Origin of the sequence: Candidatus Avelusimicrobium stercoris, from assembly GCF_002437085.1 — a bacterium.
In the GTDB taxonomy this organism is placed as follows: domain Bacteria; phylum Elusimicrobiota; class Elusimicrobia; order Elusimicrobiales; family Elusimicrobiaceae; genus Avelusimicrobium; species Avelusimicrobium stercoris.
In genome coordinates this window covers 1-13,323 of the sequence record NZ_DJOA01000034.1, presented here as the reverse complement: position 1 = coordinate 13,323, position 13,323 = coordinate 1, and the positions used below count along the sequence as shown (strand labels likewise).

The 13,323-nt window shown below is 49.8% G+C and carries 12 protein-coding genes and 1 tRNA gene; 2 read left to right on the top strand and 11 right to left on the bottom strand.

Annotation, left to right across the window (positions count from 1 at the left end; translation table 11 throughout):
* Nucleotides 1-201: 201 nt before the first annotated feature.
* From B2118_RS05465 to B2118_RS05425, 9 genes are all read right to left on the bottom strand, one after another.
* Nucleotides 202-507, bottom strand: coding sequence for an MGMT family protein (locus B2118_RS05465; protein WP_428053931.1), 306 nt, complete (start codon nt 505-507; stop codon nt 202-204).
* 106 nt (nt 508-613) lie between these two features.
* A complete protein-coding gene (locus B2118_RS05460) occupies nt 614-871 on the bottom strand; it encodes an SWIB/MDM2 domain-containing protein (protein WP_177745655.1) in 258 nt (85 codons plus the stop codon).
* 118 nt (nt 872-989) lie between these two features.
* Entirely contained in the window at nt 990-2,606 is a 1,617-nt protein-coding gene (locus B2118_RS05455) for a phosphoenolpyruvate carboxykinase (RefSeq protein ID WP_428053929.1), read from the bottom strand.
* A gap of 1 nt (nt 2,607) precedes the next feature.
* Complete coding sequence (locus B2118_RS05450; RefSeq protein WP_428053927.1) at nt 2,608-3,816, bottom strand: pyridoxal phosphate-dependent aminotransferase; 1,209 nt, start codon at nt 3,814-3,816, stop codon at nt 2,608-2,610.
* Nucleotides 3,817-3,928: 112 nt separating this feature from the next.
* Nucleotides 3,929-6,469: a hypothetical protein gene (locus B2118_RS05445; RefSeq protein WP_428053925.1), complete on the bottom strand. Its 2,541-nt coding sequence runs from the start codon at nt 6,467-6,469 to the stop codon at nt 3,929-3,931.
* A 119-nt stretch (nt 6,470-6,588) separates the two neighbouring features.
* Nucleotides 6,589-7,416 carry a P-loop NTPase gene (locus tag B2118_RS05440; RefSeq protein WP_428053923.1) on the bottom strand — a complete coding sequence of 276 codons (828 nt, stop codon included), beginning with the start codon at nt 7,414-7,416 and terminating at the stop codon, nt 6,589-6,591.
* Nucleotides 7,417-7,426: 10 nt separating this feature from the next.
* Entirely contained in the window at nt 7,427-7,864 is a 438-nt protein-coding gene (locus tag B2118_RS05435) for a GDYXXLXY domain-containing protein (RefSeq protein ID WP_428053921.1), read from the bottom strand.
* Nucleotides 7,854-8,831 (bottom strand): DUF4401 domain-containing protein, encoded by a 978-nt coding sequence (locus B2118_RS05430; RefSeq protein WP_428053919.1) that lies wholly within the window; start codon nt 8,829-8,831, stop codon nt 7,854-7,856. The genes B2118_RS05435 and B2118_RS05430 overlap by 11 nt, the downstream gene beginning before the upstream one ends.
* Nucleotides 8,828-9,739, bottom strand: coding sequence for a DUF2157 domain-containing protein (locus B2118_RS05425; protein ID WP_428053917.1), 912 nt, complete (start codon nt 9,737-9,739; stop codon nt 8,828-8,830). The genes B2118_RS05430 and B2118_RS05425 overlap by 4 nt, the downstream gene beginning before the upstream one ends.
* A 59-nt stretch (nt 9,740-9,798) precedes the next feature.
* On the opposite strand from B2118_RS05425, the gene B2118_RS05420 reads away from it, so the two are divergent.
* Together B2118_RS05420 and B2118_RS05415 are read left to right on the top strand one after the other, a co-directional pair.
* Nucleotides 9,799-10,623, top strand: a complete 825-nt coding sequence (locus B2118_RS05420) for an alpha/beta hydrolase (protein WP_428053915.1) — start codon at nt 9,799-9,801, stop codon at nt 10,621-10,623.
* A gap of 89 nt (nt 10,624-10,712) precedes the next feature.
* Nucleotides 10,713-10,797, top strand: a tRNA-Ser gene (locus B2118_RS05415).
* 398 nt (nt 10,798-11,195) lie between these two features.
* Here B2118_RS05415 and B2118_RS05410 read toward each other — a convergent pair.
* Together B2118_RS05410 and B2118_RS05405 are read right to left on the bottom strand one after the other, a co-directional pair.
* Nucleotides 11,196-11,774 carry a type IV pilin protein gene (locus tag B2118_RS05410; RefSeq protein ID WP_428053913.1) on the bottom strand — a complete coding sequence of 193 codons (579 nt, stop codon included), beginning with the start codon at nt 11,772-11,774 and terminating at the stop codon, nt 11,196-11,198.
* Nucleotides 11,775-12,383: 609 nt separating this feature from the next.
* Nucleotides 12,384-13,283, bottom strand: coding sequence for a hypothetical protein (locus tag B2118_RS05405; RefSeq protein ID WP_428053911.1), 900 nt, complete (start codon nt 13,281-13,283; stop codon nt 12,384-12,386).
* Between the last annotated feature and the right edge of the window lie 40 nt (nt 13,284-13,323).

Here is a 13,323-nt window from a genome sequence, read left to right as displayed (position 1 = left end):
AGAAACCTTCCAGTATGACTTCATTAAATAACAACCACTACCCATAAGGTAGATTCTGAAAACCCTGCGGGCGGCAGATTTTCCGCACTCGTTTGATTTATGAGGCAACACTCCTTTTGTAATGTCGCCACCAAACGACAAGGCAAACAACAAAAAAGTTGGATTTATAAAAAGTGAAAAAAGGTAAGAAAAATTAAAAAGTTAGCAGTCCCAACGGGCGCGCTTCATATCCACGTGAACAGCGTCTTTAAAGGGTACGCCTTCCGCTAATAAAAGGCTCTTTTGCGCCGCAAAACCGGGGGCTAACCGGCCCGCGTGGTTCACTACCCGGTGGCAGGGATACTCGCCGTAATATTCGGCGCGGCTTAAAATTTTGCCCACCAGCCGGGAGTTTTTCTCCCGCCCGATTAGAGTTGCAATTTGCCCGTAAGAGGCCACCTTGCCCGAGGGGATTTCCTCCACCACCGACAAGACCTGATAAGCAAGTTCATCTGTTAATTTCCGCATATAAAATTAAGGGCTGATTTTCTGTGCCGTTTCCCCGCGTACAGGTGTTAAAAACCCCGGAAGCACAAAGTTATGCCGCCGGGGTTTAAATCGTCTTCCAAAGGGCTTATTTGGCCAAGTGTTTGGAAAGATATTTGCTCATATCAAACATACTGATTTGTTTTTTGCCTTCAAAAATCGGGGCCAATTTCGCATCAGAGTTGATCATCCGTTTATTTTTGGCATCCTGCAAGCCGTTCTTTTTAATGTATTCCCACATTTTTTTAACAACTTCGGTGCGGGGAAGAGCCGCGGAACCCACTACGGCGGCCAATTCGGCGCTGGGGGTCAACGGGGCCATAAATTTTGCATTTGCTTTTGCCATATTACTAATTCTCCTATTTGTGTGAAAGATAAATCTCTTTATTAAATTTTAGTATATTTGGAGCCGCTTGGTAAGGGTTACTTGCCAAACGGCTCCGTTAAATTAACTGACTGCGCGCTTATTTTACTTTCGGCGCGGCGGCCAAAACTTCCTTAGAGCAGCCGGATTCGTACTTTTTGAAGTTCTCAATGAACGACTTAGCCAAGGACTCATATTTTACCATATATTCTTCCTTGTTGGCCCAAGAGTTCATCGGGTTCAAAATTTCAGACGGTACGCCTTCGCAAGAAGTCGGGATTTGGAAGCCAAACACCGGGTCGGTGATGAAGTCCACCTTCGCCAATTTGCCGTCCAAAGCCGCGTTCAAGAGCGCGCGGGTGTATTTAATGCTGATGCGGTGGCCGACGCCGTAGGGGCCGCCAATCCAGCCCGTGTTGACGAGCCAGCAATCCACTTTGTGCGCTTGAATTTTCTTTTTGAGAAGTTCGGCATACACAGACGGGTGCAAGGCCATAAACGGACCGCCGAAGCAGGTAGAGAACGTGCTGGTCGGTTCCTTTACGCCTTTTTCCGTACCGGCCACTTTGGCGGTGTAACCGCTGATAAAGTGGTACAAGGCTTGGTCGGGCGTCAATTTAGAAATAGGCGGCATTACACCGAAAGCGTCGCAGGTCAAGAAAATGATGTTTTTCGGATGCGGAGCGCGTTTGCTTTCCACCGCGTTTTCAATAAAGTTAAGCGGATAGCAGGCGCGGGTGTTTTCGGTCAAGGTGTCGTCGTCCAAGTTGAGTTTGCCGGTTTCGGGGTCAAAGACCACGTTTTCCAACACGGTGCCGAAGCTCTGCGTAGTGGAGTAAATTTGGGGTTCGGCTTCTTGGCTCAAACGGATTACTTTGGCGTAGCAGCCGCCTTCAAAGTTGAACACGCCTTCATCGTCCCAGCCGTGTTCATCGTCGCCGATGAGGCCGCGGGTCATATCGGCGGACAAGGTGGTTTTGCCCGTACCGGACAAACCGAAGAAGATGGCACTGTCTTGTTTATCGCCCACGTTGGCGGAGCAGTGCATCGTCATAATACCTTTCTGCGGCAAGAGGAAGTTCATTACCGTGAACAAGGATTTCTTGTTTTCGCCGCCGTATTCGGTGCCGATTACCAAGATAATCTTCTTTTCAAAGTTAATCAAAATCGCGGTTTCGCTGGTGGTGCCGTCGGTGGCGGGGTCCACTTTCATTTTGGGGAGGCAGATAAGCGTAAATTCCGGCACGAAGGATTTTAATTCTTCGCGTTTGGGTTCAATGAACATATTTTTGACAAACAAGTTCGTCCAGGCGCATTCCGTAATGGCGCGCACTTTGAGGCGGGAGGCTTCGCTGGAACCGACATACGCATCGCGGGCAAAGAGGTCTTTGTCCTTTACATATTCTTTTACCTTGGCAAAGATTTTATCAAAGTATTCGGGTTTAATACCTTTGTTGCTTTTGTTATAAAAGAGTTTACCTTCAATGTCTTTGGTTTCCACGAAGAAGCGGTCGTTCGGGCTGCGGCCGGTGTGTTTGCCGGTGCTTACGCACAGCGGGCCACCGTACACCACATTGGCTTCTTTGCGGTCCAAGGCTTCTTGGTACAAAGCCGGAGTGGAATAGTTCCAGTACACGGTTTTATTGGTAGAAATACCGGCGTGCTCCAAACCATAATCCGGTTTAAAGAAATCCGGTTTAGCATTTAATGTTTTCATTTTAATCCCTCGTAACTAATTTATCCCCGATTTTTATTTCGTTCGGGGCGGTTTTATCCAGCGCCCAGCGTATGCGGCGTACGCCCTCAATAATGGAGGCTTTGTCCGCACAGAAACTGACGCGCAGGTACCCTTCCGCTCCAAACGCTTTTCCGGGCACTACGGCCACCAACGCTTTTTCCAGCAAATACTGCGCAAGCGCATTGGAATCATCGTTATAGTGGCTAAAATCTATGAACGAATAGAAGGTTCCCTGCGGCTTTTGCACGCGCACATTGGGAATCTTGGCAACCTCGGCAAGCAGCGCATCGCGGTTTTCCTGCAATACGCGCCGAAGGTCCGCCACTACATTTTGGTCGCCCATTAAGGCGGCGGCCGCAGCGGTTTCGCTCAAATCGCTGTTGCAGGATGTGCTTTGCGCCTGCATACGGCCCATAGCGGCAATAAGCGGTTTATTCGCACTCACCGCCCAACCGATACGGAGCCCGGTCAGGCCGTAGAGTTTTGATACACCGTTAATGATAATTAAATTTTCCGCCGCCTGCGCATATTGGCAGGGGTTCGGCGTGGTTTGTCCGTCAAAAACAAGTTCGCGGTAAATATCGTCCATTACCAAAAAGATTTGGTTGGCTTCGGCAAATTCCACAATGGTTTTTACAAAATCCGCGCTGTAAATTTGGCCCGACGGATTGCACGGGCTGTTAATCAAAATGGCTTTGGTTTTAGGCGTAACGGCCTTTAAAATTTGTTCGGCCTTCACCATTAACCCTTCCGCCGGGCGTACGATAACGGGCGTTCCCCCCGCCATACGCACCATTTCGGGGTAACTTACCCAAAAAGGGGCCGGGAAAATGACTTCGTCGCCGGGGTTTACCGCGGCAAGCAAAAAGTTAAAAAGCGCCTGCTTCGCCCCCGCGGACACGAGGACATTGGCGGGCTCGTAACGGCGGGCATATTGGTTAAGCGTATAATGCAAAACGGCTTTTTTCAACTCCGGCGTGCCGGAGGAAGGAGAATATTTAATTTTGCGGCTTTGCGCTTTTTTGATAATAGCATCCACCGCCGCCTGCGGGGCCGGATAAGTGGGCTCTCCGCCGCCCAAGTGAATTACGGGCTGCCCGGCGGCCTTTAAGGCGCGGGCCGCTGCGTTTATTTTTAAGGTCGGCGAGTCGCCGATTGTGTCAGCCAATTTGCTTAAAATCAGACTCATACTTTTTCCCCCTACGCTCATTGTAACATTTAATTACGCCCAAAGAACGCTTTTTTGGAAGAAGACAAAAATCCCCGCCGGACTAAAAGCGGGGATTTTACTAAAAAAGGCTTTATTTTTCGGTCTTTTCGGCAGGATTAACCACGCGGTCTTGCACCTGTTCGCTAAACGTCAGGCGGTCGCGGTGAATCGCGCCGGAAAGAGCCGGAACTTCCTTGCGGACGTAATACGCTTTTTCCAAATAGGGTTTCCAGCCGTTAAAGCGCAGGCGGTAAACCGTTTTAAGCGGATAAAAATCGGGCGTAAAGAGCGCCAAATATCCGCCGAGTCCGCCACCTGTCAAATAATCCGGTACCACACCCGTATAAGCCCCCAAGCGGGCAAAGGGATAAATGGTCGCCTTTAAATGAGGAATCGTTAAAAGCGCTTTATCCGCCTGGCGCACATCCAGCAAATCACGCGTGGGGTCCAAACCGTCGCCCACCATTGTCCCGGCGCGGACTTGGTCCACATCCGGTTTTTTTAAATCCTTTAAATAGGGCACGGATTTTAAGGTTTGCACACGCGGTTGGAGGGTTTTTAAATCAAAGGTTACCACTTTTACATTGGTAAAATTTTGCGGTTCAAAACGGCTGACGGTAGAAGTGCCGTCGTAATTTTTTTCCACACGGCCCATATAACCGCCGTCGCCAAATGCGGCCTGACAAACGCCGCCCACTTTATCAAAGTTGTTTACCTTCATCGTCAGCGAAGAGGGACCTTCGTCCTCCGCTCCGGCCAAGCAGTCCAAATACGGGCTGTCCGCCGCCGCGCCGCCAAACCCCTTTTCAAACTCGGTGCGCATTACATCGCCAAATTGGTCCAGCGTTAAATACTGGGACGAGTTGCCCAATACTAACCAATTTTGAACCTTATCCCACCAAGTTGTTTTTTCGGGGCGGCCGACGTATTCAGCTGCGGCCAAGTTGCGACGTTCGTTTTCCCAAGACACCCAGCGGTCGCTGTTCAAATAAAATTCGGGGGTTTTGCCTTCTTTAAAAAACGCGGTAGAGCGCGTTTGCGTAAAGTAATCACGCAAACTGACCTTGGTGCCGTCTTCCAGTACTACGGGCTCGTTCCACAGACGGTTTACCATTTCGCGGTCCGCCTTTAAACCGGGGCGGTTAATAGCCACTTCAATTTTGTGCCAGTTGGCGCGCAAACCGTTTGTAAGGGCCGGGCTGTTTTTATAGGCAAAGCCCTGCTTAAAACTGTAATCAGCCATACTGCTGACGAGGTCTTTGAGTTCCATATCAAACTCGTAAAGCGTGTTTTCCCCGTCGGCCAGTTCCACAAAGCGTTTTACGTTTTCGTTAAATTTATTTTTATAATATCCAGCAGGCAGGCGGCGCGTGCCCTCAATCAAGCGCGCATCGTACATAAAGTCCGGCAGGCGGCCCTTCTCGCGGATTGGGGTTAAAATTACGCGCTCGGCTTCGTCCAAGGGCATATAATACAAAAATTCCATTAAGTTGTTGGCCTTGGCGGGCGACATCCCCATAATGGCTTCCACTTGGTTGCGCGGTTTAAAATATCCGGTTTTAAAGGAAATCAGCCAATCGCGCACCAAACTGTCCTCGTCGCGCAGGCCGGACGGATAAACCTTGCTGACCAACCCGGGGCGCGGTTTTTCGTCCAACACCGGAATAACGGGGTCATAGGATAGCGCATCTTCTTGAACGGACTGCGCCGCAGGTTCCTGCTCCGCGGGTTCCGCCGGGGCTTGCACGGGCGTATCAGTGGCGGCGGGCTTTTGCGCCGCAGGCGATACGGGTTTAGTTTGCGCTTTTTTGGGCAAGCGGCGTTCATAGGCGGACAGCACCCATTTATTCGTCGCCTCAACGGTAAATTTACCATTTAATCTGGAAAGGGGTCCCAACGGAACGGACATCTCGTTTACGCGTTCCACCGAGGCATAGGCCGTATGGCTATGTACCTTAACCGGGAAATTGTAATGCGTCAAAAATTCGTTAATGGCTTCCAGCGCGGAAGTCGGTTTGGCATTGGTCAAAACCTTTTCCAACATCGGGTACATCCCCAGCGCAATCAAGGAACGCGACACCGTAGTTAAGGCTATCGGCTCCAAGGCAGAATCCGCAAACGCTTGGTACGAAGCCAGTAATAATTGGATATCGTCCACCGAGCCGTAAATACCGATAGCGGCCATATCCTCCAAGGCCTTATAAGCGGCCAAAACGGCGGGATGATTGTGATTCTTCAAAATATCTTCGGCGGTGGCGTACTTGTTTAAATGCGCAATTTGCAATTGGATATTAATTAAATCGGTGCGGTACGGCTTTACCGCGGGCAGGGCGGAGGCGTGCATTAGCGCAGGGCTTTTAAGCAATACGCGTGCAATAGTCGCTTCGTCCACCTGCTGGGAAACGGACAAGCGCACCGCCGCATTGGGAATCGGCACCGAAAACCGGGGCGTTTGAAGAGCCGCAGCCGGGACTTTGGCTTTCGGAACGGCCACTTTGGGGATTTTTACTTCTGCCACTTTCGGGGCTTTCTTTAGCGCCCCGACGCCCTTTTTAATATTTTTTAAAGGATTACCCGCCCACGCGCCGGAACAAAGCGCAACACTTAAAAAAATGGCTAAAAATACTCTCATATCTGGTCCTTTACGACAAAATTATTTCCATCATATTATTCAATATATCCGCCCCTAAAACAAGGGCCATTGGCCCCACCCGGCGGTACCAATGGTCCTATAATCGGTTAGGCCTCTTTTTACAGGGCGGCAAGTTTATCCGCCAGTGGGTTTACGGCGTCCTCGCGCACGGTTTCTATGCGCCCCGCATCCACCGCCTGCGCGGCAGACGGGTCTATCGGCAAGCGGACCACGGGCGAAAGCCCAAAGGTTTTGCCCAGCTCTTCGGCGCGGCTTTTGCCAAAGACGGAGATTTCCTTTCCGCAATCGGGGCATTTTAGATAACTCATATTTTCCACCAACCCCAAAACGGGCACGTTCATCATTTTAGCCATTTTAACGGCCTTGCCCACAATCATCTGCACCAGTTCCTGCGGCGAGGATACAATGACAATACCGTCAATCGGCAGACTTTGGAACACCGTCAGCGTTACATCCCCCGTGCCGGGCGGCATATCAATAAACAAATAATCCACATCCTGCCAAATGACGTCCGTCCAAAATTGGCGCACCGTACCCGTAATCAACGCACCGCGCCAAATGACGGGGTCGGTCTCGTGCTCCAAGAGCAAATTTAAAGACATTACCTGTATGCCCGTTTGGGTTTTAACCGGGTAAATGCCGTTCTGGTCGCCGGTGGCGCGTTCGTGCAGGCCGAACATTTTAGGCACGGACGGACCCGTAATATCGGCATCCAACACGCCGCACGAAAACCCTCTGCGCGCCATTTCCGAGGCCAACAGCCCCGTAACAAAACTTTTGCCCACGCCGCCTTTGCCACTCACCACGCCAATAACGTGTTTTATATGGCTTAATTTATGCGGTTTTTCCTTGGGCATTGCTTGGGCGTTATGCCCGGCACATCCGCTTTTGCAAGCGGCGCAATCGTGATTACAACTTTCGCTCATATATTCCCCCTTACAGCAATTTTAACTTTTCATCCGCCAGCCCGCTAATTAAAAAGCGTCCGTCTGGCAAGCGTTTTAACTGCGCATAGGCGGCAGTGTCGTACTTTTTGGCGGTTCCTTCTTTAAAATAAAACTGGTGTGGCAAACGCCCCGTTATACGGTGTACAGGAATAACAAGCGGTTTATCCGTTTTGACATTTCCCGCCACACCGCGCTCATCCACGTACAGCGTTACTTCTTTGACGGGTGCTTTTTCAACAATAAACTCCCACTCAAAAGAGTAATTTAGTTGCATATATTCCCCACTCATTAACGCCAAGGGATCCCGGTTTTCTATTTTAAAATAAAAGGTCTGTGCCTTTTTCAGTGCGTGCTGGGTATAAATGGCATAGCCCCCAAAGCACACCGCCAAACAAATAGCATAAAGGAAAATTAGTTTATTTCGCATATATCCTCCGCAGGACCAACAAAATAAGTCCAGAGGCCACCAGCAAGGCCGCCTTGGTGGAAAGCGCAACATTTAGGGTAAAGTAAAATAAAAAGAGCCCGCACACCACGCCCGCCGTGCCGAGACTTTCCAGCACGCGGTCGCGCAGGGTAAACCCGGTGTACATTAAAATAAGGGCCAAAACCGTCGGCCAATTTAAAAGAGCGGCTAGCACCACCGCCCCCGCTGCAAATGCTATTTGCCCGCGGGTCCAGTTGCCCTTATGGAAAAATACCCCGTACAAGGCCACGCACCCCGCCAACACCGCACTCGCCGGGTTTAACCCGTACCAGCACATTTTGACGTCTGCGGTTTCTCCCGCACAAATCATACTCCACCAAATAAGCGCATAGGCCAACGGATACCAATTAAACTTGCGCTTACCAAACACTCCAAGCGCCACGCCAAACGCGCAAAAGGCGGAAAGCGCCACAGCAAAAAAAGACCAGTGCCACTCCCAATCCACCTGGGCATACAAACTGCTGGCCGCCACCGCACACCACAAAAAGCGGTTAAAGGGATTTTTAAAAAGCGGATAAGAGACCACCGCCACAGCCAGCACACCCATCCAAACGGACACACCCGGAATATCGGTCAGCCGGGAGGCCAGCATAATCTGCCCGGCCAGGCCAATGAGTCCCCCTAACTGCCGGCGCCACGCCCCACGCAAGGGCGGCAAATTGGCGGCCGTTTTCCCCAGTAAAAAGCCCACGACCATAAACAGCACGCCGCGCCCTAACACCGGGATAATTCCGGCCAGTAAACGGTCGGCTATCCACACCAAGAACCCCGCCGAAACCAGCGAGCCGATAAACAACATCGCCCGCACCAAAAAGGGAACGGCCACGGCTTCGCGGTGTTTTAAAAAGGCTTCGGCCTGCGCGCGTTTTTCGGGCGATACTTCGTTTAAAATTTCACTCGTGTTCATTTAATTTCCTCCCGCGCGCTAAACCAAAAGCGGTAACTCATTAGTCCGCTTGCAATAAAAAGCAAACAATAAACCAGTAATCCCAACATCCTAAATTCCAGCCATTGCACCAAATACGCGCACACGAGCCCCGTCAAGGCGAGCGCGTTCCAGGCAAAGCGAGCCGCATCTTTTTTGTGCCGCGCATAGCACAGAAAAAAGCCCGCCAACACAAGCGCGGCTAAATAATACCCCGCATTAGGGAAATTTAACACCTTTTCCACCGAGAAACCGCCCCATAAAGTGGCATAGACGCTTAAAGGCATCCAAATAAAGCGTTTAAAGCCCTCACCCCAAGTCTTGCAGGCTGGCAAGAACTCGGTTAGTGCCCACGCCACAAAATACACGCTTACGGCTCCGCCCCAAAAGCCGTCCGTTAAAATTCCCCCTTGGAACGACTGCCAATACAACGTAGCCACATATAGCGTAAAAAGCCCCATCCATTTATTACGCGTAAGCACACAAAGCGGCAAAAGCAAGAGCGCCCACAGGCCAAAAAGTTCATATAAAAAAGCGCCCGTTTGGTAAATTTGCCCGAAGACCGCCAAAAAGGCCCCAATCATCACCGCCGCACCAAAGGCAAAACTTTGCCCCAGCCAACTATCCAACTTTTTGTAAGAGGCCATTGCCCCACACAGCACAAGCCCAATAAGAGGCAAAGAAAGGCGCAACAAGAGGCCCATTTCCTGCCAGTTGGCCGCTACAAAGCACACCAAACCGGCCAAGATAAACGCTGTCCCCGCCGCTAGTAAACGGTGGGACAGCCACGTCCTTTTATCCGCAGGGCGGAGTTTGTTTAACAATGTTTGATAGGATGCATCGTCCAAAAATTGTTCTTTAAAAAGTTCGTCTAACACTTGTTTACGCATACCCCGATTATACCAAATACCGCAGGCAGACCGCCCGCCACAAAAGATATAATAAAGATATGCTTGGACTACTGATTTTACTCTTTTTAATTGCCGTCTGGTACGCGCTGACGCGCGTGGGGGCGCATATTGTTTTCCGCCCGCAAAAAAAACGCTGGCCCTTAAAATTACCCTTTCAAAATATTGCCTTCCCCGCGCCGGACGGGAAAATGATTACCGGAGTATATCTCCCGGCGAAAAACGACTTTCCAACCTTGCTTTTTTTCCACGGGCGGGGCGGAAATGTATCACACTTTGAAGCGTTTGCCCAAGCCTATGCGCCGCTTGGATATGGGGTTATGCTGTTTGACTACCGCGGGTTTGGCTTATCAGCAGGGAAACCCTCGCAAAAAACGGTGTTTGAAGATGCGCTTTGCGCGGTACGCTACGCATTAAAGGACCTAAAAATTTCGCCCAAGGATATAGTTCTTTTTGGGCACTCGCTGGGCAACGCTCCCGCGCTGTATGCGGCCGCCGAACTGGGGAAACTGCCCTTTAAGGCCCTCGTATTGCAAAGCCCGTTTTTAAGTACGCCCGATATGGCGGTATGCTTGCGCACGCACGCCTATTCGCCCGCTTCGCGCTGGTACCGCTTGGCGGCGCTTTTGGTAACGCCCTTTTTGTATTTCAACCGTTTTGATAACGTAAAATCCGCCAAAAAACTGCCGGAAAATTTACCCGTTTTGGTGTGTATGAGCCAAGCGGATAAAACAATTCCGTGGCGGCAAAGCGCCAAACTGGCGGACTTTATCGGACGGGAAAAACGTTTTTTGTCCCCGGTGGGCGGGCACGACGAATTTGCCTGGGCGCAGACGGCGGTGGCGCAATTCTTGCAAAAGGTATAAGGAATTTGTAGGCCCGGCGCAGGAGCGCACAAAAGTTTGCTATAATAGAGGTAGATGCCCGATACCCGCCACTCGGCGACGGCATAATTGGAGAGGTGTGTGAGTGGTTGAAACAGCAGGTCTCGAAAACCTGTAAACCGCAAGGTTTCGAGGGTTCAAATCCCTCCCTCTCCGTATAAATTTAAAACCCCCGCTAATTTTGGCGGGGGTTTTAATTTATGGAGAGGTGGAGCAACACCAATTGCTTGATGTTGCGTCGGGATTTGAAGCCCGCAGCGTTGTGTGAGTTTGAGGCCACAAGCCGAAAGGCGAACACCGCGAGGGCGGGCCCGGGCAAAATTTCCGTCAGGAAATTTATGCAGGGCAAATCCCTCCCTCTGTCTCGTTATACAACATTACCCCCCGCATTTCCGCGGGGGTTTTTAAATTTATACAGAAATATAGAGTGTGGCATAAACTGCTTTATGCCGCAGGGATTTGAAAGGCGGAGCGATGTTTTTGTTTGTGCGCATATGGGGTTTCTCGGCGCACAAGGCAAAAACCGTGAGACTAGGCTCATTTTAGATAAAAAATTAGCGCAAATCCCAAGTGGGAGAATTAACAACGCTTCCCCCGGCATAACGCTGGGAAGTTTCCGTGCCTAAGGCGTTACACAACCGACGCCAACGGGCGGGAGTAGAATTTGACCATTCATTTCCAATAAGACAGGCTCTTTTGGCATCCACGCATACCCTGTTATAAGAACTGGAATAATTATGCGTACGGAAATATACGGCATCATACGGTGTCCAAGGAGCAATAAAAGAATAGCATTGGTTGGTGCAGATATGCGGATAACCCCACTTCTCCCCAGTCGCCCAGCAATCTCCACCCCAACTCTCGGGCATTTTATACGCATAGGTCTTCGGTATTTCCACATCCAACTGGTCAAAGGTGCTTGCATATTGGCCGTTTGCCAAGTAATACGCTTCTTGGGCCTTTTCCACCGCATCCAACAGCGGCATATTGGATGCAAATTTGGCCTTATCCACCGCCACCTGATATTGCGGCACCGCCACCGCCACCAATATGCCAATAATGAGTACGACGACTAATAGTTCAATTAAAGTAAAACCTAAACTTGCCGTGCGGCAACCCCAATCAGACGTCATTCCGTAAGGTTTGGCGGCCCGCAGGGTTACGGAATCTGTCGTTCTAGTTGCTGTTGTTTTTGTTGTCATTCCCGAGTGCCTGCCGGCGCGGAGCGTTCGGGAATCTGTCGTTTCCTTTTTTGATAACAACGGATCCCCGACAGAAACACTCGGGGATGACAGAAACTGCAACAACAAGAGCCTGGATAAAAACCTTCCGGGATGACGAAAAGGACTAACAGTAAAAAGCCCGCCGGTATTAAGCGACGGGCGTTACAAAAACTACAAAAATATTTAACTATTACAATTAATATGGCTTTCTGCCGGCGGTGTACAAGTCAAGCGCTTGGTAAATGGCAATGCTCTTGGCCTGACTGCTCGTGCAGACGAGCGAGGCCCTCTTGCCCAACAGATTTGCTGTTGGAGGCGCTGCCACAAAAAGGACGCAGTCTATATAATCGGCTATTTTATCCTGCACGGCGGCGCACAGTTTATTAAATCACTTGGAAAATAATACCGTTTGTCCTCTCTTTATATTAATAATGCATCTTATATGATACATTCTGCCAAGGGAGTTATATGCGTTTATTAGAACCAACAAGGCAATTACATAGCGGGCCATAAGTGCCTCTATAAATCAAAGCGGATATTTACGGAAATTCCGTAGCTATCTATATCTTCCAGCGTTAGTTTAACGCCGGCTATGGTGTCTGAACGGTTAAGAAAGGTTTTGCTGTAAAACAAAGTAATGTCGGTAATAATATCTCCGGAGGCGTCCGGAAATTCTATACCAATATAACCGGATGGGGTAAAAAACAAATCTGTATCATACAAATCAGTATCATACAAATCGGAAATATCACGGCCTCTCACTTTATAAGAGGGGTTGACTAATGTGCCAGCCAAGCCGGCCCCGATAAATAAACTGGCCTTTTTGGAGTTGGAGTTTAATGTCAGAAAAACATTCAAACCGAAATCTTGCAAGCTAGCGGAGGCCTCCCAACTTGTTCCTTCATCTTCCATCTCGTCACGATATTGGTAAAAAATCTCTGTGCGGATATTGGGATTAATTCGGGTCCCGAACGCAGCTTTAATAAAAGGGGTCGTGTCGGAAAAATCATCTTTAAAAGAATAGCCGCGGTACTCTTCTTTGCCGGAAAAAGAACTACGGGCAAGGGATGCACCAATAGATAAATACGGTTTTTCAGCGGTTTTTGATTTTTGCTCCCGCTTAGACTGTATGGGTTGTATTACAGGGGTGGCTGTTTTTTGCGTATCATTGTTGGCGCTTTCCCCGCGCGCCCAGCGGGCAGCCTCATCATTTAAGGCGGCGTTTTCCTGCGCCGTTTGCTCCTGCCCTACGACAATGGGGCTTGCATAGCCTCGTTCGTTTACCGGAACATACTCATATAAAATACGATAGGTGCCATCCCCAACAGGTACCAGTTTTGGCACTTTTTGATAATAAGTTTGGGAATATATAGGAAGAAAACATCCCACCGCCAACAGGGCAAGAAGTATTTTTTTCATAAGTTATTTATCCTTGACAAGGCCTTTATATTTGAGCAAA

What these genes read in the sequence shown, in the direction of transcription:
- B2118_RS05465 (WP_428053931.1), bottom strand. Translation starts at nt 507, where the DNA reads ATGCGGAAATTAACAGATGAACTTGCTTATCAGGTCTTGTCGGTGGTG.
- B2118_RS05460 (WP_177745655.1), bottom strand. Translation starts at nt 871, where the DNA reads ATGGCAAAAGCAAATGCAAAATTTATGGCCCCGTTGACCCCCAGCGCC.
- B2118_RS05455 (WP_428053929.1), bottom strand. Translation starts at nt 2,606, where the DNA reads ATGAAAACATTAAATGCTAAACCGGATTTCTTTAAACCGGATTATGGT.
- B2118_RS05450 (WP_428053927.1), bottom strand. Translation starts at nt 3,816, where the DNA reads ATGAGTCTGATTTTAAGCAAATTGGCTGACACAATCGGCGACTCGCCG.
- B2118_RS05445 (WP_428053925.1), bottom strand. Translation starts at nt 6,469, where the DNA reads ATGAGAGTATTTTTAGCCATTTTTTTAAGTGTTGCGCTTTGTTCCGGC.
- B2118_RS05440 (WP_428053923.1), bottom strand. Translation starts at nt 7,416, where the DNA reads ATGAGCGAAAGTTGTAATCACGATTGCGCCGCTTGCAAAAGCGGATGT.
- B2118_RS05435 (WP_428053921.1), bottom strand. Translation starts at nt 7,864, where the DNA reads ATGCGAAATAAACTAATTTTCCTTTATGCTATTTGTTTGGCGGTGTGC.
- B2118_RS05430 (WP_428053919.1), bottom strand. Translation starts at nt 8,831, where the DNA reads ATGAACACGAGTGAAATTTTAAACGAAGTATCGCCCGAAAAACGCGCG.
- B2118_RS05425 (WP_428053917.1), bottom strand. Translation starts at nt 9,739, where the DNA reads ATGCGTAAACAAGTGTTAGACGAACTTTTTAAAGAACAATTTTTGGAC.
- B2118_RS05420 (WP_428053915.1), top strand. Translation starts at nt 9,799, where the DNA reads ATGCTTGGACTACTGATTTTACTCTTTTTAATTGCCGTCTGGTACGCG.
- B2118_RS05410 (WP_428053913.1), bottom strand. Translation starts at nt 11,774, where the DNA reads ATGACGTCTGATTGGGGTTGCCGCACGGCAAGTTTAGGTTTTACTTTA.
- B2118_RS05405 (WP_428053911.1), bottom strand. Translation starts at nt 13,283, where the DNA reads ATGAAAAAAATACTTCTTGCCCTGTTGGCGGTGGGATGTTTTCTTCCT.